The following is a 23,129-nucleotide window of genomic DNA, read 5'->3' as shown; positions in this document are numbered from 1 at the left end:
CTTTCCACCTCAAAATACTTCTCATCTCTACTTTTCCTGAAAAAAACGTGGTTTTCTTCTCTTTTACATTATAGCTTCAAATAACATAAAACAAAAATAATCTTCTGCTATTTTTTTAGATATTTTTTAGCTTTGCCGTCATCTCCCAAATAATAGATACCTTATTGTACTATATTTTAAACTTGCTTTATGAATATCTTGAAAATGATAATGAAATGTAATACATTTCGTCTTCCTACATGTCATATTGTCATGTTTGAAAAGGATTTATCATATGTGTGAAAAAAATAAATTTTTTGTATTCTACAACATTTCTTCCCTCTGAAACAGAGACTACCATGATAAACACTCTTTAGCTCTCCACAAAAAAACCTAGTAAAGAGAACGTATTCTCTCCACTAGGTTTCTATAAATTTCATCAAAAAATTTCCTAGCAATGAGGCTGCATTTAATACCGCGAAAATCGGCTCACATTTAGAAGGATGCCTATTGCTATTAACATAAGTGTCAGCGATGAGCCGCCATAGCTTAAAAACGGAAGTGTAATCCCTGTAACTGGCATTAGCCCTGTTACCACCCCAATGTTAATCATAACTTGAATTGCAACCATGGAAATGATCCCGACTGCCACAAAGCTCCCAAATAAATCTTGAGCTCCTAATGCAATTCTTATGCCTCTCCAAAGTAAAAGCGCGAATAATAATAAAATCAGCGAACCGCCGATAAAGCCTAATTCTTCTGACAGAATCGCAAAAATGAAATCGGTCTGCGGCTCAGGCAAGTAGAAAAATTTTTGTCTGCTTTCCCCAAGTCCTAAACCGAATAAACCGCCTGGACCAATTGCATATAAAGATTGGATTATTTGAAATCCGCTTCCTAATGGATCTGACCATGGGTCCAGAAAGGATGTTATCCTTTTAATCCGATAAGGAGCTGATGCAACCAGACCGATAAAACCAGCTACCCCAATAAGACCTAAAATAACAAAGTGACGAATGCGAGCACCAGCAATAAAAATCATGACAATACTAGTTCCAACCATAACTGTCCCAGTACCTAAATCCGGCTGAAGCATAATCATTCCGAAGGCAAGGAATACCAGACCTAATGAGGGAAGTAACCCTTTTTTAAAGGAGGTTATATGCTTTTGATTTTCTGATAGAAATTTTCCCAAGAAAAGAATCATTGCTATTTTCATAAATTCAGAGGGCTGAATAGAAAAAGCACCTACTCCGATCCAGCTTTGCGAACCATTTCGAACTAACCCCACCCCAGGAATTAAAACAACGACAAGTAAAATAAAACAAACAATAATAATCGGTTTAGCCCAAGATCTCCATATCCAGTAATCAAGATTCATAATAAATAACATTGCTGCAATTCCGACTCCTGCAAAAAGCATTTGCCTTTTAGCAAAGAAAAAAGAATCACCTAAATTTCGTTCAGCCATTACAGCACTAGCACTATACACCATGATTAACCCTATCGCTAGCAACGTAAATGTAATAATCATTAGAATTATATCTGGAGTCGTTTTTTTTGATGGCACCATTAACACCTCGAACCTGCAAGATTAAGGGCTTGCAACAAAGAAAAGCGATTTATACCCAGATTTCTTTGTATACTACTGAGGAATCGGATAAAAAAAGAAAGCTCTGTAAATTATCGGTTAAACTAGGAATAAGGGAAAAGAGCGTTCCTTCCACCCTAATTTAGATGAAATGAAACCTTTAGCCTTTTTCTACTAACCTTGTTATCATTTACAGAGCTTACTTTTAAGTAAGTATTTTATATGGATACTTTTTTATTTCTATCCATATAGATCTTAAATTTTCTTTCAACGCCTACTTACAGACAAGCCCTTATTTAAGCATATGCACCGCATTGATAAAAATGTCTCCTCTGACTTCAAAAGTTTTATATTGATCCCAGCTTGCACATGCTGGGGAAAGAAGAATAACATCTCCGCTTTCTGATAAGTCATAGGCAACAGGTACTGCTTTGTCCACATTATCGACGCGTTTAATGGTTTTTATTCCTGCAAGCTTGCCTGCCTTCTCCACTTTTTCAGCAGTTTGTCCAAAAGTAATCATAGCTTTTACATTTTTAAGAGATGGAATGAGTTCATCAAATTCATTTCCGCGGTCCAGTCCACCAGCTAACAGAATAACCGGTTCATTAAAGGCTGCAAGGGCATTTTGTGTTGCCAGGATATTTGTTGCTTTCGAATCATTATAGAATTTCCGTCCGTTTATTTCTTTAATAAATTGCAGACGATGCTTAACCCCTTTAAAGGTACTTAATACTGCAAAAATACTTTCATTTGTTACACCTGATAATTTTGCTGCTGCAACAGATGAAAGGATGTTTTCTAAATTTAATGCACTTAAATACGTTATATCTGATAGTGCCATAATTTTTTGATCATTAAAATAAATAATATTATCTTTTATATAGGCCCCAAACTCAAGTTCACGTTTTGCAGAAAAAGGAATAATCGTTGCATTGCTTCTGTTCGCGATATCCATGACAATCTCTTGTTCGACGTTCACAATTAAATAGTCACTTTCATCTTGGTTTCTCGTAATGTTTCCTTTTGCCTTCGCATATTCTTCCCGTGTCCCATGATAATCTAAATGTGCCTCATAAATATTTGTAATGATCGCAATTTTCGGCTTGAATTTTTCAATTCCCATTAATTGAAAGGAGGATAATTCAATCACTATTTTATTATCTTCCTCTGCAACTTGGGCTACATTAGAAGCAACTGTTCCAATATTCCCCGCTATCAAAGGCTTTTTCTTATCAATTTCTAACATATCAAACAATAAGGTTGTGGTCGTTGTTTTCCCATTTGACCCAGTGATTGCAAGAAAAGGAGCTTCGGACACTCTGTATGCTAGTTCTACCTCTGTGATTACAGGAATGCCACGCTCCACTGCCCCTTTAATCATTGGATTAAAGTAAGGAATTCCAGGGTTTTTTACGATCAGCTGGAAACCCTCCTCCAGCAATTCAATAGGATGACTTCCGCAGATAACCGTGATTCCTTGTTCTAATAAGCCTTGTGCTTCTGGATTTTCATCTAATGGCTTACTATCATTTACTGTTACAAAGGCACCTAAATTATGTAGTAATTGAGCTGCGCTTATTCCACTTTTAGCAAGACCTAATACCAGAATTTTTTTATGATGATAATCATTAATCTGCTTCATTATAACCACACCTCAATATAAATTCCTAAAGCGGCAAATAATAATCCAACCGTCCAAAATGTGACAACTACTCGCCATTCAGACCAGCCAACTAGTTCATAATGGTGATGTAATGGGCTCATACGGAAAATTCTTCTCCCTGTTGATTTAAAAGATATTACTTGAAGAATGACAGAAAGTGTCTCAATAACAAATACTCCACCTATTAATATTAATAAAATTTCTGTCTTTGTTAAAATAGCAATCGCTGCAATAGCACCTCCAAGGGCAAGTGAACCAGTATCTCCCATAAATACTTTTGCTGGATGGGCGTTGAATACTAAAAATCCTAAAACTGCGCCCACAATGGCTACCGAGAAAATGCTAATTTCAAACTGTGATTGACTCCATGCAAGGACAGCAAACGCTCCAAATGCCACAGCAGAAGTTCCAGAAACTAATCCGTCCAAGCCATCGGTTAAATTCACCGCATTAGAAAATCCAACTAACCAAAAAATAATAAATAGCGCATAAAACCACCCTAATTCTAGTGGTTTATCTACAAAAGGAATCGAAATTGCAGTGGAAAATTCGTTTTCGCGTAAAACAAAGTAAAAAATAAGCGAAATAATTATCTGCCCTAATAGCTTTTGTCTAGAAGTTAATCCTAAATTACGCTTCATCACTACTTTTATAAAGTCATCTAAAAAGCCTAACAATCCAAATCCGACTAATACTAAAAGTAATAAATACGTCTTAATTGTTGGCTCTGAAAATTTATTAATCATTACCAATGTCGTTACAACAATGGAGAAAATAATCATTAAGCCCCCCATAGTTGGCGTTCCCGTTTTTTTCTGATGAGACTTCGGTCCTTCTTCTCTAATGCTTTGTCCGAATTTTAATCTTCGCAAGAAGGGAATAAAAAAGGGAGAAATTAATACTGTTATTAAAAAGCCTAATAGAATCGTAAAAAAGATAACTTTCTCCTGCATTTTAATTCCCTCCTTTCATTTGATTATTTGTATTTAATACATGCTCTCTAATTACCGCTATATCATATGTTTCCATCTGGGAATTCAGACTGTTTTCTTGCAAAAAAATAAATTTAGTTGTTTTTTCTTGTGCTTGTAATTGTTGCTCGTAAATTTTACTCATTTTTAATATGCCTTCCTTTAAATCTTTTGTATAAAAAATCGGAAAATGATTTGGTGTATAGGATGGGAGTTTCATCCCCTCTTCCCAAATCGCTCCAATTGCTCCATTTGTTATAGCAGCACTCAAATCACCAGAACTATCTTTATAAAATGGAATAAACAGTCCTTTTGGCTGTTCGCACTCTGCTAAGAATGACACGGTTTGAAAAAGCAAATCTTCTTTCACAAACCCTTTTGCTTCGGGAATAGCTTGAAGGACTAAGTTATAGGACAGTGTCATTTTTTCTCTCCTCTATCGCTTCTTTTGCAACTAAACGGTCATCAAAGTCCAACACTTTAGAACCAATAATTTGATACGTTTCATGCCCTTTCCCTGCAATTAGAATAACATCATCAGGCTGCGCTTGATCAACAGCAAAAGCAATAGCCTCTTTGCGATCAGAGATTATCGTATAATTCTGTTCAGCCCTAACTCCTTCCTCCATATCTTTTAATATGGCAAGCGGATCTTCACTTCTAGGATTATCGGAAGTTAGGATTGCATAACTCGCTTCCTCGCAAGCAATTTTCGCCATTAAAGGACGTTTCGTCTTGTCTCTATCGCCCCCACAGCCAACGATCACATATATTTTATTCTTAGCAAATTCTTTTACCGTTTGCAAAGCATTTTGCAAACTATCAGGTGTATGTGAATAATCAACGATCACAGAAAAGTCTTGGCCGGCATTAACCGTTTCAAATCTCCCTGCGACTCCTGCTACCTTTTCTAGCGCATTGATGGTCACTTCCATTGGAATATTACTTGCGATTGCAGCACCAATGCTTGCTAGTGTATTATACACGTTAAATTTCCCAACCATTTTTAATTGGACAGAATGTATGCCAAGCGGAGTATGTAAATCGAATGATGTGCCTGCTGCCGTAATTTTTATATTTTTTGCCATTATATCAGCTTCTTTATCAATTCCATATGTAAGAATATGAGCGGCTGTAATGGTTTCATACTCATTCGCTGCTGCATCATCTTTATTGAGAATAGCAAATTTTGGCTTTTCAGACGAAAAGGCATTTCCTAGTCTTGTAAAAAGCAACCCTTTCGCTTTTTTATATTCTTCCATCGTACCATGATAATCTAAATGATCTTGACTTAGATTGGTAAAAACAGCAATATCATAGTCACAACCAAATACTCTGCCTTCTACAAGGGCATGGGAAGATACTTCCATAACAGCTGTATCAACTTTTTGCTCCACCATTTGATGAAACACCTTCTGCAGGGTCACAGCTTCTGGAGTTGTATTTTTTGTTTCTTGTATTTGCTCACCGATTTTGGTATACATCGTACCGATGATTCCTGTTTTTTTATTTGCCTCTTTTAAAATAGCATCTATTAAATGGCTAGTTGTTGTCTTTCCATTTGTACCTGTTATTCCAATAAGCTGAAGCTTTTGAGTCGGCTTTTGATAAAATACATCTGCAAGCACACTACTAGCTCTTTTTGTATCTTTTACAACGATCACTGGAATAGGCAAGGACAGACTTCTTTCCGCTATGACAGCGACTGCCCCAGATTCGTATGCTTTTTGGGCAAAATCATGGCCATCGACTGTATAACCTTTTATACAAATAAAAAGACTGCCATCTGATACTTTGCGATTATCATTCTCTATTGATTTTATTTCCACATCTTCTCCGGTATAAGGAGTGTATGGCTGTAAACTCTCAATAAGTTTTTTTAATTGCATCGCTTTTTGATTCCTCTTTTCTCTAGCTCTATATGTAATCTTTGATTGCTCATAAATATTAATTATATACTAAATAATGAATCAGCCATATAGATTATACAATTTTCTTAGCGTATTTTATTTTACATGATTAAAAAAAATTTATCTATGTTGTACCTTATTGTTGGAGAATTTATATTAGAAGAATAATTTAAGATAGAGGAAAATTTTAATTATTTACATACGAGCTCTATTCTTGGATTAAAAGGCTCAAGAGGCTTTTTTATAGAGGAAGAGAAGCGGCACGTATTATGCTGCCGCATCTCTTCCAATTAATTAAATTGAACCAAAATAGTTGATCCTTCCTTCACTTTTGTTCCAGGCTCTGGAGATTGCTTAATCACCGTATCCCCGCTTCCACTTGAATCAATTTTAAGATTAATAAACATTTCACTGATATCTTTTTTCGTATGCCCGACAAGGTCTGGCACTTCTATTAATGGATTTTCCGGATATTTATATACTTTGTCAATTTGATCTTTACGAGGTTCCACACCAAGTGCTCTCAAACTATCTCCCATAATCGCGCCAACAATTGGAGCAGCAACCGCACTACCGAATTGCACCGTTCCTTTTGGGTTATCTACTGCCACGTACACGACTAATTCAGGATCATCAGCAGGTGCAAAGCCGATAAAGGATAGTATATAATTATTTTCTAAATATCTTCCACCTGAAGCTTTTTGCGCCGTCCCTGTTTTTCCACCAACTCGATAGCCTTCCACAAAGGCCTTGCCTCCAGATCCCTTTGCCACAACATTTTCTAATGCCCGTCTTACTTCTTTAGATGTTTCTTCAGAAACTACCTTTCTTTTTGCAACAGGCTTTTTCTCCATAACCACTTCACCAGTAGACGGATCAATTAATTCTTTTGCTACATAAGGAGTATATAAAGTGCCCCCGTTAATGGCGGCAGATAATGCTGTAACTTGTTGAATTGGCGTTACGGCGACGCCTTGACCAAATGCTGTTGTCGCTTGCTCCACTGGTCCTACTCTGTCCATGTTAAACAAAATCCCTTTAGATTCCCCTTGTAAATCAATTCCTGTTTTTTGCCCAAATCCAAAATCACGAATATATTGAAACAGCTTATCTTTGCCAAGACGTTCCCCTAATTCTACAAAACCAGGGTTACAAGAATTTTGAACGACCTCTAAAAACGTTTGCGAGCCATGTCCTCCTCGCTTCCAGCATTTAAGTTTTGCTCCACCTACTTCGGCATACCCTTTATCATAAAAAGTATCCTTATCTAAATCTACTTTTCCTTCTTCTAAGGCTGCTGCCAATGTAATAATTTTAAAGGTAGATCCTGGTTCATATGAACTCCATATCGGTAAATTACGATTATATACAGTGGAATCCACATTTTGAAAATCTGATGGATCAAAGCCTGGACGACTTGACATCGCCAAAACCTCGCCAGTCTTCGGGTTCATTGCAAGTGCGATAATCGATTCAGGATCATAGGTTTGTTGGGCTATATCCAATTCTCTTTCTACAATCGTTTGAATTTTTGTATCGATGGTAAGGACTAAATCATTCCCATTTACCGGCGCTTCATAGGCATCAGCCATATCATTCATTCTCTGTCCTTTTGCATCCGAATAATATTGAACAGATCCCTTCTTTCCCTTCAACTCATCATCATATTCCAACTCTAAACCTATTAGCCCTTGATTATCAATACCAGCAAACCCTAATACATGGGATAAATAGTTTCCAAAAGGATAAGATCGCTTCGAATCTTCACCAATATATACACCGTCTATATCAAGTGCACGAACTTTTTTGGCCTTTTCATGCGTGATTTTCCTACCTTCTTTTAAGCGAACACTCATCTCCCTTTGAATAATCTGCTTATAAACAGATTCCTTATCTGCTTCTAATACTTCTGCAAGCTTTTCAGCGGTGTCTGCTGGATCTTTAATTTGGCGTGGTACTATATAAACCGTTGGCGCACTGACATTAGTCGCAAGCGCTATTCCATTACGATCCAAGATCTCTCCTCGTTGTGGCTCAAAAGCAATTTGTCTACTCCATAAATTTTTTGCTTTTGTTGTAAGCTCGTCCCCCAGAAAAAATTGAACATACGCCAATCTTGTATCAATTATGAGAAAAATAACTATCCCAGCAACAAGCGCTATCAACAATCGCTTCCGAACGGTTACATTTGAAACCCGCATACAGATGGAACCTCCTTTATACTAGCTCAATTGAAATATATGCTTGTACGAATCGGAATAGAACGGAGAGTATTGGTTAGTTGATTAGAAAAGAGGTAGGGATTTTTATGTGAGGGATTTTTTGTTGATGTAAGCCACTTTTGTTTTTTTCTAGTTATTGTGGTTTTCACCCTCCCGATGAAAGCCATTTTCCTTGCTACTTCTAATTATTTCGGCGTTCATCTCTTTGATGAACACCACTTTCCCTGCTTCTTCTGCTTATTTTGGCGTTCACCCTCCCGATGAAAACCACTTTCCCTGCTTTTTCTAATTATTTTGGTGTTCATCCCCTTGTTGAAAACCACTTTCCCTGCTTCTTCTGCTTATTTTGGCGTTCACCCTCCCGATGAAAACCACTTTCCCTGCTTTTTCTAATTATTTTGGCGTTCATCCCCTTGTTGAAAACCACTTTCCCTGCTTCTTCTGCTTATTTTGGCGTTCATCCTCCCGATGAAAACTACTTTCCTTGCTTCTTCTAATTATTTCGGCGTTCATCCTCCCGATGAAAGCCACTTTCCTTGCTTCTTCTGCTTATTTTGGCGTTCACCCTCCCGATGAAAGCCACTTTCCCTGCTTCTTCTGCTTATTTTAGCGTTCATCCCCTTGTTGAAAACTACTTTCCTTGCTTCTTCTAATTATTTCGGCGTTCATCCTCCCGATGAAAACCACTTTCCCTGCTTTTTCTAATTATTTCGGCGTTCATCCCCTTGATGAAAACCACTTTCCCTGCTTCTTCTAATTATTTCGGCGTTCATCCTCCCGATGAAAACCACTTTCCCTGCTTCTTCTATTAATTTTGGCGTTCATCTCTTCTGTGAAAACTATCTTTTACTCATAATACGCCCACTGATGTATACCAATAAGCCTATAATGCTTATCTAATATTCTCTTAATCCTCCGCATTCCTCCCGATATCAAACACCAGTCATATATTTCTTTTGTCGTTATCTTTCTTTCTGGAAAAAGCAGCTTAAATTCTTTAACACTTCGTAAAACTGCTAACTCCAAGCTTTCTGTATATCCACATACATTACATTTGATCATTGCGCGTTCTGTTGAAATAAACAGTGAGTTGCATTTTTCGCAAAGGATTCCTTTCTTAAGTTCTTCATAGGTATAACTTGGCATTCTTCGATAAGATGAATCTTCCATATGAAGAGCGATCAACTTTTCAGCTAAGAGCGCATACTGTTTTTTTACTTGTGATCTATTTTTTTCTAATAATTTAACATAACGATTTAATTGGTTGGGATAAATATAAGGCAAATGAAGTGGAGCTTGATATAAGATAAATTCGGGGTTTATAAAAACAACATGTGGAATAATTGTAATAGAGTAACCAAGCTGGTGAATTAATTGTCTTAACAGGAACTCTGTTCGTTTTAATTGAGTAATAGGATTATTGATTTCTACTTTATTGTTTTTCTTATAGAATCGATCATTTTCATAATAAAAGTCACCTTCGTAGTTCTTAATTTCATAGAGATGAAGTGCCTCTCCTTCTATCAATAAGGAGTCGATTTGAAATGTCGTCTGGTGTGATTGTAATAATAAATCATTTAATACAATACTATTTGGGGCTAAATCCCTTAAATGCTCATCAAACTTCCTCTCTCCTTCCCAGCCTTTCCCTTGATTTAAGTACTTTGTCTTCAATTCATCAGATAATTCCATTCGGCTATTTAATGATTTTAATAAAGCTAATTCCAGTGGTTCCCTTCTTTTCTTATACACTTTTTCACCCTCCTATTATACTAAAGCGTTACAAACGAACGCTTATTTCTAGTATACAATACCGCGTCCATCTCCAACAAAAAAGCTTCACTACATCTCAAAAATGTAGTGAAGCTCTCTTACTCTGGTTCTTTTAACTTAACCGATAACTTATCGTTTTCCTTAATCTTAGACCCTGCTTTTATACTTTGGGAGGACACATAACCACTGCCGGAACTTTCAAGTTTCAGCTTATTGAGGTCCGCTACTTTTAAAACATCGCGTAATGACCAGCCCTTCATATTAGGGACTGTTTCTTTCCCATCCGTCTTTAAGATTACTTTCTCGCCTTTTAGATAAGTATCTCCTTTGACTGGCAGCTGTTCTTCCACTGTCTTGCCGTCTCCGATAATAACGGCATTCAGCCCTTTATCCTCCAGAATTTTCTTCGCTTCTTCTGCAGTCATTCCACTTAAATTAGGAATTTCGATTGGCTTCGAAATTACTTCTTTTGTTGGAACTATATCCATATACTGTAGACTGCTCTTCATTACTGAAGTGAAAATTTCAGCGACTGGTTCAGACCCAGTTTCCGTTTCCTTTAACTTTGGTTGCTGAACAGCAACATACATTATTAATTCAGGATCATCCTTCGGAGCCATTCCTAAGAAAGAAAAGATGTAATCATTTTTACTTTTTAAATACCCACCGCCGCTTTTAGGAATTTGTGCGGTTCCTGTTTTACCGGCAACATCATATCCATCAATATTGAATTTTTTGTAACCAGTCCCTTTTTTACTCGTAATAACTGTTTCAAGAATATCGCGGACTTCTTTGGCTGTTTTTGCAGAAATTGGTGTTCCTGCAACTTTTGTCTCGCCTTTTTTAATGATTTTTCCTGTATTTGGATCTTTAATCTGTTCAATAACATACGGCTTTACCATTTTTCCATCATTGGCGATAGCTGTTGCAGCTTGAATTTGCTGAATTGGCGTTAAAGCAGTACCTTGACCAAAAGCAGTAGTAATTTTTTCGATTGGCCAATTAAATACAATCGAGCTATTTGCTTCTTTTGGCAGATCGATGCCAGTTGGCTGATCAAGGCCGAATTTTGTTAAATATTCTCTGAATGTCTCAAAGCCGATTTTTTCCTTAGCAAGTTTCGCGAACGCTACATTGGAAGATCGCTGAACACCTTCCAAATAGGAAATAGGTCCCCAACCAGCTCCATTATTATGATCTCCTATTCCTTCATATCTGCCTGACTGATACTCCTCGTTTGGATTGAATACTCCTTCTTCTACTGCTGCAGCTAAGGTAAAGATTTTCATCGTGGATCCTGGTTCATAATTGGTTTCGATTGCTTCATTATGCCAGGAAGCTGTAATACCTTCTCTTGTTTCAGGATCAAAGGACGGTCTTTGACTCATCGCTAATATTTCCCCTGTTTTCGGATTAGCTACAATCGCAATCATTTTTACAGGATCATATTCCGCATTCACCTTATTCATCGTATCTTCTAAAAAGGATTGAATTTTCTTATCGAGTGTTAAATAAACATCCTTGCCATTTTGAGCAGGCACGATTTTATCCTTACTGTTCGGCAAAATATAACCCCATATATCTTTACTATACTGCATACTGCCATTTGTGCCTGTCAGCATTTTATTTAAGCTTTCTTCAATACCTAATCTACCTGTTTCTTTACCATCATCCTCTTCCAAATAGCCGATAACATGGGAAGCAAAGATTCCATTCGGATAGAAACGCTTCTTCCCTTCGACAATTTGAATACCAGGAAGCTTTAAATCTTCAATTTTCTTTTTCGTCTCATAGGAAAGATCCTTTCCGGCCTCCCCAAATTCCACTTGTTTTGCGCCCTTTTTGGTTAAAATTCTATAAATCTCCGATTCTTTTAAATCGATATATTTCGCTAATTCTCTAGCTGTCAATTCAGGATCTGCAACATGAACTTTTTTATCCAGATTTTTACTCAATGATTTATCCGTTACAGCAACTAGCTTATAAGAAACTGCATCCTCCGCAATTACGTCCCCATTGCGATCTAATATACTTCCTCTAGAAGCCTCTAGCACACGAGAAGTGTTATGTTTTTTTTCTGCTTGTGCAGCTAGTTCTACTCCTGACACTTCTCCTGTCGCTTGAATATAGACAAACCGAATAACTAAAACAAAAAAGAGCAGACAAAAGAGAATAAAAAGGATGGCTGCTCCAAAATTAATATTAGGTTGTTTTCGAATCATTGCTTAATGCACAACCTTTACATTATCTTTACTAAAATCTAAACCTAATTTCCCTGCTACTTCGCGTAAGCGTTCAAAGCTGCTTAAATCCTTGACCTGTGTATCTAATTCCTTGTTTGACTTTTCAAGCGAATTAATGGAGCTTTCCGCTACTTGAATATCTTTATTTACTTGATAAATCTCCGATTGGTTGCTTACAATTTTTACGCCGCCAATACAAATAATCGCTACAAAGGCAATTCCTAAAATCTTCTCTCCAGGAGATAATAATGATTTAGTCTGTTTAATAACCTTTTTAACCGACTGTTTTTCTTCTTGTTGTTGATATTGATCCTGCTGAATTTTTCTTGCTAAGTTGCTCATTTAATTACCTCCCGCACCCTTTGGTTATTGTTTTTCTGCAATACGTAGTTTCGCTGATCTTGCTCTGTTATTAAATTCTAATTCTTCTTCTGATGGAACAATCGGCTTTCTTGTAATTAATTTCAATTCTGGTTTAAACTCATCTGGAATAACCGGTAGTCCTGGCGGCAACGGCGGCAGGTCACTCATCTTTTTAAATGTCGACTTGCAGATTCTGTCTTCAAGAGAATGGAAAGTGATAACGCTGATTCTTCCGCCTGGATTTAACAACGTAATAGCTTGCTCTAACGAATCTTCAAATACGCCAAGTTCATCATTGACTGCAATTCGTATTGCTTGGAAAACTCTTTTAGCAGGATGACCACCTTTTCGTCTAGCTGGCGCTGGAATAGCTTCTTTGATTAATTCAACCAACTCTCCAGTCGTTTCAATTGGCCGATTTTCTCTTGCTGCCTCAATCTTCCTTGCTATTTGTTTAGAGAATTTCTCCTCACCATAACGAAAGAAAATTTTAACTAATGATTCATATGACCAAGAATTGACTACATCATATGCAGTAACATCCGCTTCGTTATCCATGCGCATATCAAGCGGTGCATCATGATGATAACTAAATCCGCGTTCAGGAGTATCTAATTGCGGGGAAGAAACACCCAAGTCATAAAGAATTCCATCTACATGTGTAATCCCTAAGTTGTGAATTTCTTCTTTTAGATAACGAAAATTGCTTTTGACAATCGTCAATCTGTCCTTATATGGGGCTAATTTTTCTTGTGCATTTTTTATGGCTATTTCATCTTGATCGAATGCAATTAATCTTCCGCTGCCTGATAATTTGGAAAGAATTAATTCGCTGTGCCCTGCTCCGCCTAAAGTACAATCCACATAAATTCCATCTGGCTTAATATCGAGAGCATCGACCGCTTCATTCAGTAATACTGTTGTATGATTAAACATGAATCCACACCTGTCTATAAATTTTTCTTGTAGGTAGTATTTATTATGTACATAGTGAAAAAAATTAAATATCAAACCCAATCATATTCTCTGCAATTTCTGCAAAAGAATCCTCTGATTCGGAAAAATAATTTTCCCACTCTTGTTTATCCCATATTTCAATACGATTAGAAACACCGAGAATAACACACTCCTTCTCTAGCTGTGCATATTGAAATAAGGGGGAGGCAATATTTATGCGACCTTGTTTATCAATCTCACATTCTGTTGCTCCGGAGAAGAAAAATCGGGTAAATGCTCTAGCATCTTTTTTGGTTAAGGGCAATTGCTTGAGCTTGTCTTCAATTATCTCCCATTCATTCAGTGGGTAACCGAAAAGACATCGATCGAGGCCGCGGGTTAGAATAAAGGTCTCACCTAAGTTCTCTCTAAACTTCGCAGGAACAATGATACGTCCTTTTGCGTCAACATTATGATGATATTCACCCATAAACATACCCTTGTCCCCCACTTTCTAACCTCAATGTACCACATTCCCCCACTTTCCTCCACTATTAATTTTAATTCTATCTATTTTGTATATTTCCTGCAACAAAAATAATAATTTTGAAAAGAATAAATAGGTTTCTTTGTCACTACTTTTTGAGAATTGACTGTTTATTTTCTAAAAGACAAACCTAGAGGAAGGAATGAAAATACGTTATAACAATAAAAAAACCGTCCTATAATTAGGACGGTACAGCTTATTGACAAAAGGAATTTAGGAAATGTAAATGGAATTATTATGCATTGATTAGGGTGGAAGGGGTGAGACTCCTGTGGGATCTGCGAGACAGTCTGAGACCCTGCAGGCCTTTAAGCCGCAGCGGCTCAGCGCGAGCCCCACGGAAAGCGAACCCCTGCAATGGAAATCAATTCTTATTTAAAAGAATATATATGTATAAACTAAGACAAACTCCTAATTACTGAATTAGGAGTTTGTCGACAGTCTGAACCTTCCTATAATTAGGATGGCAATCATTCTTTTCTTCCTTATAATTTAATAACCTTATGTGTTCCATCAAAATCCATTGGCAATTCCATTACACTTTGAATAAAATCCATACCATATTTATTTAAGAAATAAGTGATATTCCAAACTCTTTCTTGTGGAGATCCTTCTGGTTTTAAATTTTGTTCAATGCGATTGAATTTATTTACCAGTACTTCATGCTTTAATTTTACGGAAGCATCGACTTTGTTCTGCAAAAATTCAACCTGGCTAACTAAGAAATCTTCATTTTTTTCTAATAACGGCAGTAAGCCTTTATACTCCGCCTTCATTTCCTCTTCCACTTGATCGTATTTCGTTTTGATTATATTTGTTAACTCACTAAGTATCTGTTCAATCCGTTCATTCGAGACAGACTTTAAAAATTCCGCACATTTTTCAGAGGTTCCATTTACAAGAACATCCTTTATCGATAATTTTAGTTCCTCTATGTCTGCTTCCACGCTTCTCTCTAAGAGAGTAATATTTAAGCGAGGAATAACAGGCGGCATTTTAATCCCTAGGTGTTCAAAAGCCTTTTTAAGTTCCGCCCAGTATGCAATCTCTCCAGGTCCACCAATAAATGCTAAAGTAGGAAATAATAGATCTTGCGTTATTGGTCTTGTTACCACATTATTGCTAAGCCTTTGAGGGAATTCACTTGCAATCTCTATTAACTGTTCCATTGTAAAAGATACCGTTCTATCTTTCCCGATAAAACAGTTTTCTATTTCATCGTATTGCAGCAATACCCTTTCTTGCTCTGCTTCATCATAATAAAACAAGTTAACAGGATTTTCTGCCATTTCGATAACTAGAGAATATCCCTTCTCCTGTACTAACTTTTGTTGTTCTGAAACGGAATCTGCCAATTTTTGAAATTCATTAATTTGTTTAAGGAAAATTTCTTTCTCCAACTTGCGAATCTCTTTATCACCAGAATCGACCAATAGTAAACCATAATCTTGGAATAAACTCATAGTAATATAGCTAAAGAAGTCAACTATCGTGGTGGATTCATGGACAGCGCTATGCAAAAGTTCCAACAAAGGCTTAGAATGATCTGTTTCACCATAGGATTCAACGACTGTTTCCAGCCATTCTATACAGACTTCTTTTTCCAGCAATATATCGGAAGCCATTCTTTTATCCAACACTCTTTGCGGAAAAACTACCTTCTTCATTTTTTCCTTACCTGGTGTATAAATATGATTAATTTCTAAATAATCATGGTCTTCTCCCGCTATCCAGAATACTGGCACAACCGGGATACCTAATTCTTCTTCTTTTTGTTTAGCTAACAAGATAATACTAATTACTTTATGAATGGAGTATAACGGTCCTGTTAAAACACCCGCTTGTTGTCCACCAATAACAACTACACTGTTTTCCTTTCTTAATTTAGAAAGGGATTGCCTCACCTTTTCACCTTGAGGGAACTTTTTCATGTAATCTGCAATATAATCTGCAAGATCATTCCTCATAAAAGTTCTCGTTTCTAATTCTTTAACTCTCTTCTCATAGCTACCATTATCAAGATAAGAATAATGAAAAAAGTCTTCCGCACTATTTTTTTGTTCTAAATAATCTGTTACGAATTTATTTGCCACAGGCAAAGAGAGATTCATCATCTCCATCTATGTACTTCCTTTCTCCTATTCGAGTTTTCCTTATATATGTATTTTCTCCTTATTAAAGACTCTTTCTATAGTGGGAGTCCAACCACGAGCTTATCATCCAGCTATAAAAAACATTCATTTTATTTCGCCACATAGAAAAGTATAGCATCCCTTTACTATAAAAGAAAAAAAGTTGCTTATAAGCCTTATCTTTTCGATTTATTTTCTTTTTAGCATCTGCCAGTTCGAGCCCACCTATTCATTTAAAGGAGCACTGGCTTGCTAAAACCATTTAAGTTACTTTATTATAATCAATTATTATATCATTCCAAGTGTTCTCCATATAGATAATATAAGGCCATAAACGAGCAATACAATATATAAAAGGAAAAAAAGAAGAAAGGTTACACGCCAAATTCCTTTAAATACTTTTTTGTATTGTATTTCCTCTTTAAACTTCCAATGAATAATAACAAATAACATGCCAATCAACAAGATAAATATCACAATATACAATAAGAGCGAAGTATGCCAGATGGATTGAATAAGAAAATGGACAGAAACAATAAAAAAGATGGTACTTATATCTAGGGCTAGATGTATAGATAGACGGTGCTTTTTTGTAATCAACTTACTAATAACAAAAACAATAAACAATGTAAAGATAGGAAAAACCACGAGAAAACTAATGAGCTGTGAAGTTAGATTAATCATGGATAAACACCTCTCTTTCTCGTTCTTTTCCTTTAATCATCCGATAAACCACCTTTGCAATAGGCACACTCTGCTTTTTCTTTTTTGCTTCCTCTATTATGTATCCTAAAATTGCATCTATTTCCGTAGGCCTTCCCGCCTCCATATCCTTTAGCATCGAAGATTTATTTAAAGCTGTTTTTCGTATGACTTCCAAACAATACTCTCGATAAATTTCTTTATCAGCTTCATTTATCGTTAAAACATCTAATACCTCATTCATAAACATAGTCATCACTTCAGAATAATAAGCGTTTTCCAGCAAAACACCATTTGGCACCTGCAAAATACTAGTTAAACTATTTACAAGACAATTTACGACTAATTTTTTTTGCAGCATTATTTCATAATTATGCTCCATTATAAATAAAAAGTCTTTATTGGTCGCTGTTGTGAGCTTGGTAAGTATATCGTCCATTTCTCCTTTTAAGCAAGCTATTTTTATTGCTCCTACACCAGTATGTATGACAGTTTGCTCATCTTCCTTCATCGCTCCATGTTCGACAATTCCTATCAATATATTAGCAACTCGCGAATTCCTAATTGTCTCTATGTGTCCCATTCCATTTTGTAAAAAGCACATTGCCTTTATTTTATCACCCATTTTTTCCATCTTCTCGTAAATGGACGATAATTGATATTGCTTCACTGCCACGATTGTCAGCTCTTCTAGTCCATTCCACTCTTCAAAAAACCGTACGTGTACTGTTCGATTTTTCTTTTCGTCATTTACTTTATAATATATTCCTTCCTCTAAGATTCGCTCGTATTGCTTCTTTGACCGAACATATAAGGTGATATCATGCTTTTCCTTTAACTGGTATGCACATAATAAGCCAATTGCCCCAGCTCCAATAATTGCAATTTTCATCAGAAGCTCCTTTATCGTTTCAAGTTATCGTTAGTTATATATTAACATTTTCTGAAATGTTTGTAGTACGAAAATCACAGCAATAGAAAAAAATAAAATATTATTCTTGCCCTAAAAAACGAAACGAAAGCTAAAAAACGAGTGGAATCACACAGTTATTGAAAGATAATCTATAAAAGAGATTTTTTAAGGTTTAATAGTATAGAAGGAATAAAATTAGAGAAGAATGTGACAACTTTAATGGGGAAAACGCGGTATTATACTCACAAAATCAAATTGATTTTGTTTTCTTTACATAGGGAGATTTTGATGGTTTATATAAAGCAGCCGCTCATATTCTCCTTGGGAGTCAAGTGAATCCATTGATTCTCCTCTGCCTCACCTTTTATATACAGGAGTTTTGAGCGGATGCTTCCTAACTGACAGGATTCCTCCTGCAATATAGAATATTTATTTGATCTAATTATTATAGAAATAGATGCCATTAGCATTTCAGCTAAAGAAAATCTTACTTATACCTTGGGAAGTTTATCCTCATCTTTAAAAACCACCATTTGTCTTGCTTTTTCCATCAGCTCCACTAATGCTTTATAAGCACCTTCCATGGAATCTAATTCACTTTGCAGTTCTTCATTTTCCTTCTTTAATAACGCTAGCTTTTCCTCTAATTCTTTCGTTTTCTCTTTAACGGTGGAAGAGTCTATATTTTCTTGTTCCCACTTAGTTGCTTTATCATATAAATCTTTTAAATATATCATCATTTCATCAAATTGATTCTGTATAGGAGTTGGAGATATAGCAGGCTGGCCAGTTACTTCTTCTTGAGAAAACTCTTCTGCTACATTTGTCTTTTTCAATTGCTTTCTTTGTTTTTTGGCAAGTTCTATACCAGATTTATATTGTTTGCGTACATATGAATTCCAGCGAAATCCACATGCTGCACTTGTTCTTGATAATAACTTCCCCACTTCTTCAAATGCTTGAAGCTGTGTACCGCCTTCTCTAATATGACGAAGAACAATTTCAGCAAGTAAAATATCTTCATCTTTTGACCAAGCATCTTGTCTTGTTGTTGTCATCAGTGTACCCTCCTAGTGTTTTTTATTCATACATATGCATCTACTAGAAAAGATAGACTGATTTATTCATATTACAGAAAGAAAAATTAATGGCACGCAAAACTGCTTAAAGATCTATTCAAGAAAATAATTCGTCTTCCGATACCACTTTGATACCGTTTCTTCTTAAAAGCGCTGTGGTTACACCCACACCGTCCATTCTTGTGCCATCAAAGCTCCCTGAATATATACTACCACTACCACAAGAAGGACTATTTTCTTTTAAGACTACCATTTCTGCCTCCAAGTCTTTAATAAAAACTAACGTTTTATTAGCCCCTTCGATATACATTTGTGTCACATCATTTCCTTTAGCATCTTTAACAAACGCTCTTCCATCGAGAACATCATAACCATCCCCTCCGACTATCTCGGCTGGCTCCCTCGGAGTAGAGAAGCCTCCCAATAATTCCGGACAAACCGTTCTTATGCTTTCTTTTTTTATAAACGCTTCTATGTTGGCATCTAAACAATCCGTCCCATTATACCGAACTTTCAGACCAGCTAAACAAGAACTTACGACAATCATTGCTCAACACCTCATTAATATGTATTTTCTTCTAACTTTCAAAACTTCCTTTTATTTTACCTCAGCTATTTTATAAAAATAACGATAACATGGAAAAAAGCACAAGAACTTAAGTTCTTGTGCTTTTAATCAACAAAAAAGATAATTAGTTGCTTACAACTTCTTTCCCTTTGTATGTTCCGCAAGCGCTGCATACACGGTGAGCAAGTTTCATTTCACCACAGTTAGGGCATTCTACCATACCAGGCACTTGTAATTTAAAATGTGTACGACGTTTTCTCTTTGCAGTTTTAGATGTTCTTCTAAAAGGTACAGCCATTCGTCCCACCTCCTTAAAGAGTATTAAGAAAGTAATGAGAAAAGATATTTCCAATCTCACATTTTTCTTTTGCATAATTAAATATGAGTTTATTTACTCATTTTCAAAAAACTTAGCAAGTCCTGCAAGACGAGGATCAACTTTCTTCTCCTGTAAATCTTGCTCTTGGATTACTTCCCAATCATTTCCTGATTGCGGAGCTCCCTCTTCTGTTACATCTTCACAGAAGACTTGCATCGGTACCTCAAGTAAAAGTATTTCGGCTATAATTGGCTTTAAGTCAATTACATCCCCTTTCACCTGATGAACTTCCTCTTCGTCTGTTTCATATTCCGAAACTTTTAATAGGAAGGTTTCTGTTGTTTCAACATTAATTGGATAATCCACGTCTACTAAAGTACGAGAGCAAGGTAGCACGAGCGATCCTTTTATATTTAAATGAAAAGTCACTTTCGTTGAATCAATATCCGTACGTCCTGTTATATGAATAGGAGATACTTTTCTTATGGTTGGATCTGTTTCTTTGATCTCATCCATATTTATTGTTTCATCAATTGGCAATCCCTTACTTCGAAATTTTTGTAACTGGCTTAACGTCCATTTCATATATATCACCCCAAGGCAACAAAGGTAATTATAGCTTTCATATAATTATTTGTCAATATTTTTTCTTTACAGTAAATAATAAGAGATATGTCCTGAATCACGACCATATTTCGTGATTTCTTTTCTATTCTACCCATATTCATCAGAATTGCAACCAAAACTTCCTAAATGATTTTTATTTCTCTCCCCTTTGCTTTCCATTTAAGCTATTAGCAAAGCTTTACCTTCTAAAATTCGTAGAATAGAAACTATATTAGAAAGTAGACAGCCCTATTAAAACAAGCAAATCATATAGGTTTCTCTTTTATAACCACTATTTTTAGGATAAACTTTTATTAATACAACCATAAAGAAACTAGTTAGGGAGAATGTGATGAAAGCAGTTGGAATAGTAGTAGAATATAATCCATTTCATAATGGACATTTGTATCATATCCAAAAAGCGAAAGAACTAACACAGGCAGATATTGTGGTTGCTGTTATGAGTGGTCCTTTTCTGCAGAGAGGAGAACCTGCCCTTGTTTCTAAGTGGGCTCGAGCAGAAATGGCTTTGGAAAGTGGAGTAGATCTTATTGTGGAGCTTCCTTATGCTTTTGCCACACAGCATGCTGCCGTATTTGCTTCTGGCGCTGTTGATATTTTGCAAAGCTTAAGTTGTAATTTCTTATGTTTTGGCAGTGAATCAGGCAGCATTGATGCTTTTCATCAGATTTTTACCAAGCTGCAAGAGCAAAAGACAGAAGAGGATTTACTTGTTAAGAGATTTATGAAACAAGGAATAAGCTATCCGAAAGCTAAATCATTAGCGATAAAAGAATTAACAAATAGTGATGATCACACCACGCTAAATCTTAGTATGCCAAATAACATCTTAGGATATGAATATTATAAGGCGGTGCATACCAATAAGTATCCTATGGAAATTTGCACAGTTGCCCGCATGAAAGCAGACTATCATGACAAAACATTTACTTCGGATACGATAGCTAGCGCAACAAGCATTCGTGAAGAATTATTGCATGCCAAGGGAGACATAAAAAAAATAGAACCCTTCCTCCCCGCAAGTAGTTATCAAATACTACAGCAGTATAAGGAAACATACCTCGCTTATCATACTTGGGAGAATTACTGGCACTATTTAAAATTCCGTCTCCTTCAGTCAACAGCAGAAGAGCTAGCTACCATATATGAGATGGAGGAAGGTTTAGAGTATCGCTTCCTCAAATATGTAAAAACAGCATCCTCTTTTCAGGATTTTATTCGTTTAGTAAAAACGAAAAGATATACATGGACAAGGCTGCAAAGAATTTGCGTACATATTTTAACAAACACCAAAAAGGCAGAAATGCAGTCTTCATTGAAGCCAAGTTTTATTCGTTTACTTGGTACAACTGTAAATGGCCGTCTCTATTTAAAAGAAAAAAAGAAGCAGTTTCAGCTGCCAATTATCAGTAAGCTTTCTGCTTTTGATAAAGAAAAAATCGCATTAGATATTCGCGCTTCGCAAATTTATGCTTTAGGTGTTCCTAATCTTGTTCAGCATCAACTATTAGAGATGGATTACACCAAACCTCCAATCATGAAATAATTCCTATGCAAGGACTAGTTTATTGGTTGGAGTTCTTTATAAACAGCTTAAAGATTAAAGGCCCTCCACTGTAGTAAATCGAGAACCTTTAATCTTTATTTGTTTACTCTATTAATTACTTTTTTTCCTTCTTTCTTTTTTTCTGATTTCCTTTTTAATCCCTTCTATATATCTTCTCGTTTCTGTTTCCCCTATTTTAATAATTTTCTCCAAATCAGTAAATGCCTTACTATTAAACATTTCAACAGGCGGCTTAATCATCACATCACTTGCTACCTCGCGTGATTCTACTAGTTCCATTTGCATGATATCTAATGAACGCATAATTACATCATAAATATTAGAAATATCTGTATGAATGTTTACTTTTGCTACATCGACAGCAATTACAATATCTGCTCCCATTTCCTTCACAACTGAGACAGGAACACGATCGATTACTCCTCCGTCTACAAGCAATCGCCCGTCAATTTTTTCTGGAACAAATATGCCTGGAATAGAAATACTTGCCCGAACAGCATCAGCAATGGGCCCTTTTGTAAAAACTACTTTTTCTGCTGTTAACAAATCTGTCGCAACAATGGCAACAGGGATATCTAACTCCTCTAAATTTTTTCCATAGGTAAACAAATGAATTAATTCCTTTACACGGTTCCCAGCGATAAACCCCATTTTAGGCACAGTAAAATCCAAATAGTATTTTCTTTTAAAGAACTTGGATAAAGTGTATAATCGCTCAATATCGGATCCTGCTCCATATAGACAGCCAACTATAGCACCTATACTGCTACCAGCAATATAATCTATTGGGATGTTCTCTTCTCTAAGTATTTTTATTACACCAATATGTGCAAATCCTCTCGCTCCACCTGACCCTAACGCTAATCCAATTTTTGGGCGTTCCATATTGTCCCACCTATTCTTATCAAAATAATAATCTATATATTCTTATGGTCTTTTTTTTTATGTTATGAGTATATTGATTGGTAGAGGGATATTCTTCAGGCTGTTTGTGTACAAGTATTCTTTTTTATTAAATATG

At 36.0% G+C, this 23,129-nt stretch carries 20 protein-coding genes; 1 reads left to right on the top strand and 19 read right to left on the bottom strand.

The window, feature by feature from the left end; translation table 11 throughout:
- Positions 1–448: 448 nt before the first annotated feature.
- From spoVE to NX902_RS09225, 18 genes are all read right to left on the bottom strand, one after another.
- A complete protein-coding gene (gene spoVE / locus NX902_RS09310; RefSeq protein ID WP_047939912.1) occupies positions 449–1,549 on the bottom strand; it encodes a stage V sporulation protein E in 1,101 nt (366 codons plus the stop codon).
- Between the two features lie 313 nt (positions 1,550–1,862).
- The gene (gene murD / locus NX902_RS09305) at positions 1,863–3,215 is read right to left on the bottom strand and encodes a UDP-N-acetylmuramoyl-L-alanine--D-glutamate ligase (RefSeq protein WP_095329092.1); all 1,353 of its coding nucleotides are present in this window, start codon (positions 3,213–3,215) and stop codon (positions 1,863–1,865) included.
- A complete protein-coding gene (gene mraY, locus NX902_RS09300) occupies positions 3,215–4,189 on the bottom strand; it encodes a phospho-N-acetylmuramoyl-pentapeptide-transferase (RefSeq protein ID WP_095329091.1) in 975 nt (324 codons plus the stop codon). The genes murD and mraY overlap by 1 nt, the downstream gene beginning before the upstream one ends.
- Before the next feature lies 1 nt (position 4,190).
- Entirely contained in the window at positions 4,191–4,631 is a 441-nt protein-coding gene (locus tag NX902_RS09295) for a hypothetical protein (protein WP_123257421.1), read from the bottom strand.
- Complete coding sequence (locus NX902_RS09290; RefSeq protein WP_123259630.1) at positions 4,615–6,096, bottom strand: UDP-N-acetylmuramoyl-L-alanyl-D-glutamate--2,6-diaminopimelate ligase; 1,482 nt, start codon at positions 6,094–6,096, stop codon at positions 4,615–4,617. The genes NX902_RS09295 and NX902_RS09290 overlap by 17 nt, the downstream gene beginning before the upstream one ends.
- Before the next feature lie 311 nt (positions 6,097–6,407).
- Positions 6,408–8,318 carry a stage V sporulation protein D gene (locus NX902_RS09285; RefSeq protein WP_095329088.1) on the bottom strand — a complete coding sequence of 637 codons (1,911 nt, stop codon included), beginning with the start codon at positions 8,316–8,318 and terminating at the stop codon, positions 6,408–6,410.
- 867 nt (positions 8,319–9,185) lie between these two features.
- Positions 9,186–10,091, bottom strand: a complete 906-nt coding sequence (locus NX902_RS09280) for a nuclease-related domain-containing protein (RefSeq protein ID WP_123257419.1) — start codon at positions 10,089–10,091, stop codon at positions 9,186–9,188.
- Between the two features lie 119 nt (positions 10,092–10,210).
- Positions 10,211–12,334 carry a penicillin-binding protein gene (locus tag NX902_RS09275; RefSeq protein WP_163188543.1) on the bottom strand — a complete coding sequence of 708 codons (2,124 nt, stop codon included), beginning with the start codon at positions 12,332–12,334 and terminating at the stop codon, positions 10,211–10,213.
- 3 nt (positions 12,335–12,337) lie between these two features.
- Entirely contained in the window at positions 12,338–12,697 is a 360-nt protein-coding gene (gene ftsL / locus NX902_RS09270; RefSeq protein ID WP_095329085.1) for a cell division protein FtsL, read from the bottom strand.
- Between the two features lie 24 nt (positions 12,698–12,721).
- The gene (rsmH, locus tag NX902_RS09265) at positions 12,722–13,654 is read right to left on the bottom strand and encodes a 16S rRNA (cytosine(1402)-N(4))-methyltransferase RsmH (RefSeq protein WP_123257417.1); all 933 of its coding nucleotides are present in this window, start codon (positions 13,652–13,654) and stop codon (positions 12,722–12,724) included.
- 64 nt (positions 13,655–13,718) lie between these two features.
- A complete protein-coding gene (mraZ, locus tag NX902_RS09260; protein ID WP_047939902.1) occupies positions 13,719–14,150 on the bottom strand; it encodes a division/cell wall cluster transcriptional repressor MraZ in 432 nt (143 codons plus the stop codon).
- 536 nt (positions 14,151–14,686) lie between these two features.
- On the bottom strand, positions 14,687–16,321 hold the full coding sequence (gene bshC / locus NX902_RS09255; RefSeq protein ID WP_123257416.1) for a bacillithiol biosynthesis cysteine-adding enzyme BshC: 1,635 nt from the start codon (positions 16,319–16,321) through the stop codon (positions 14,687–14,689).
- Positions 16,322–16,621: 300 nt separating this feature from the next.
- Positions 16,622–17,017 carry a DUF3397 domain-containing protein gene (locus NX902_RS09250; RefSeq protein WP_095329082.1) on the bottom strand — a complete coding sequence of 132 codons (396 nt, stop codon included), beginning with the start codon at positions 17,015–17,017 and terminating at the stop codon, positions 16,622–16,624.
- Complete coding sequence (locus tag NX902_RS09245; protein ID WP_095329081.1) at positions 17,010–17,927, bottom strand: 2-dehydropantoate 2-reductase; 918 nt, start codon at positions 17,925–17,927, stop codon at positions 17,010–17,012. Before NX902_RS09245 ends, NX902_RS09250 begins: the two co-directional genes overlap by 8 nt.
- A 512-nt stretch (positions 17,928–18,439) precedes the next feature.
- The gene (locus NX902_RS09240) at positions 18,440–19,006 is read right to left on the bottom strand and encodes an RsfA family transcriptional regulator (protein WP_095329080.1); all 567 of its coding nucleotides are present in this window, start codon (positions 19,004–19,006) and stop codon (positions 18,440–18,442) included.
- Between the two features lie 118 nt (positions 19,007–19,124).
- The gene (locus NX902_RS09235; protein ID WP_095329079.1) at positions 19,125–19,574 is read right to left on the bottom strand and encodes a DUF523 domain-containing protein; all 450 of its coding nucleotides are present in this window, start codon (positions 19,572–19,574) and stop codon (positions 19,125–19,127) included.
- A 145-nt stretch (positions 19,575–19,719) separates the two neighbouring features.
- Positions 19,720–19,893 (bottom strand): 50S ribosomal protein L32, encoded by a 174-nt coding sequence (rpmF, locus tag NX902_RS09230; protein ID WP_016200993.1) that lies wholly within the window; start codon positions 19,891–19,893, stop codon positions 19,720–19,722.
- A gap of 93 nt (positions 19,894–19,986) precedes the next feature.
- The gene (locus tag NX902_RS09225) at positions 19,987–20,499 is read right to left on the bottom strand and encodes a YceD family protein (protein WP_061796783.1); all 513 of its coding nucleotides are present in this window, start codon (positions 20,497–20,499) and stop codon (positions 19,987–19,989) included.
- Positions 20,500–20,872: 373 nt separating this feature from the next.
- Here NX902_RS09225 and NX902_RS09220 point away from each other — a divergent pair, with 373 nt between their 5' ends.
- On the top strand, positions 20,873–22,087 hold the full coding sequence (locus tag NX902_RS09220) for a nucleotidyltransferase (protein ID WP_095329078.1): 1,215 nt from the start codon (positions 20,873–20,875) through the stop codon (positions 22,085–22,087).
- Positions 22,088–22,198: 111 nt separating this feature from the next.
- Here NX902_RS09220 and NX902_RS09215 read toward each other — a convergent pair whose 3' ends face one another.
- A complete protein-coding gene (locus NX902_RS09215; protein WP_123257413.1) occupies positions 22,199–22,993 on the bottom strand; it encodes a patatin-like phospholipase family protein in 795 nt (264 codons plus the stop codon).
- Between the last annotated feature and the right edge of the window lie 136 nt (positions 22,994–23,129).

Source organism: Niallia sp. FSL W8-0954, from assembly GCF_038005605.1.
GTDB classification, from domain to species: Bacteria; Bacillota; Bacilli; order Bacillales; family Cytobacillaceae; genus Niallia; species Niallia circulans_A.
The sequence above is the reverse complement of the archived record's forward strand: the minus strand, read 5'-3'. Positions and strand labels throughout refer to the sequence as shown.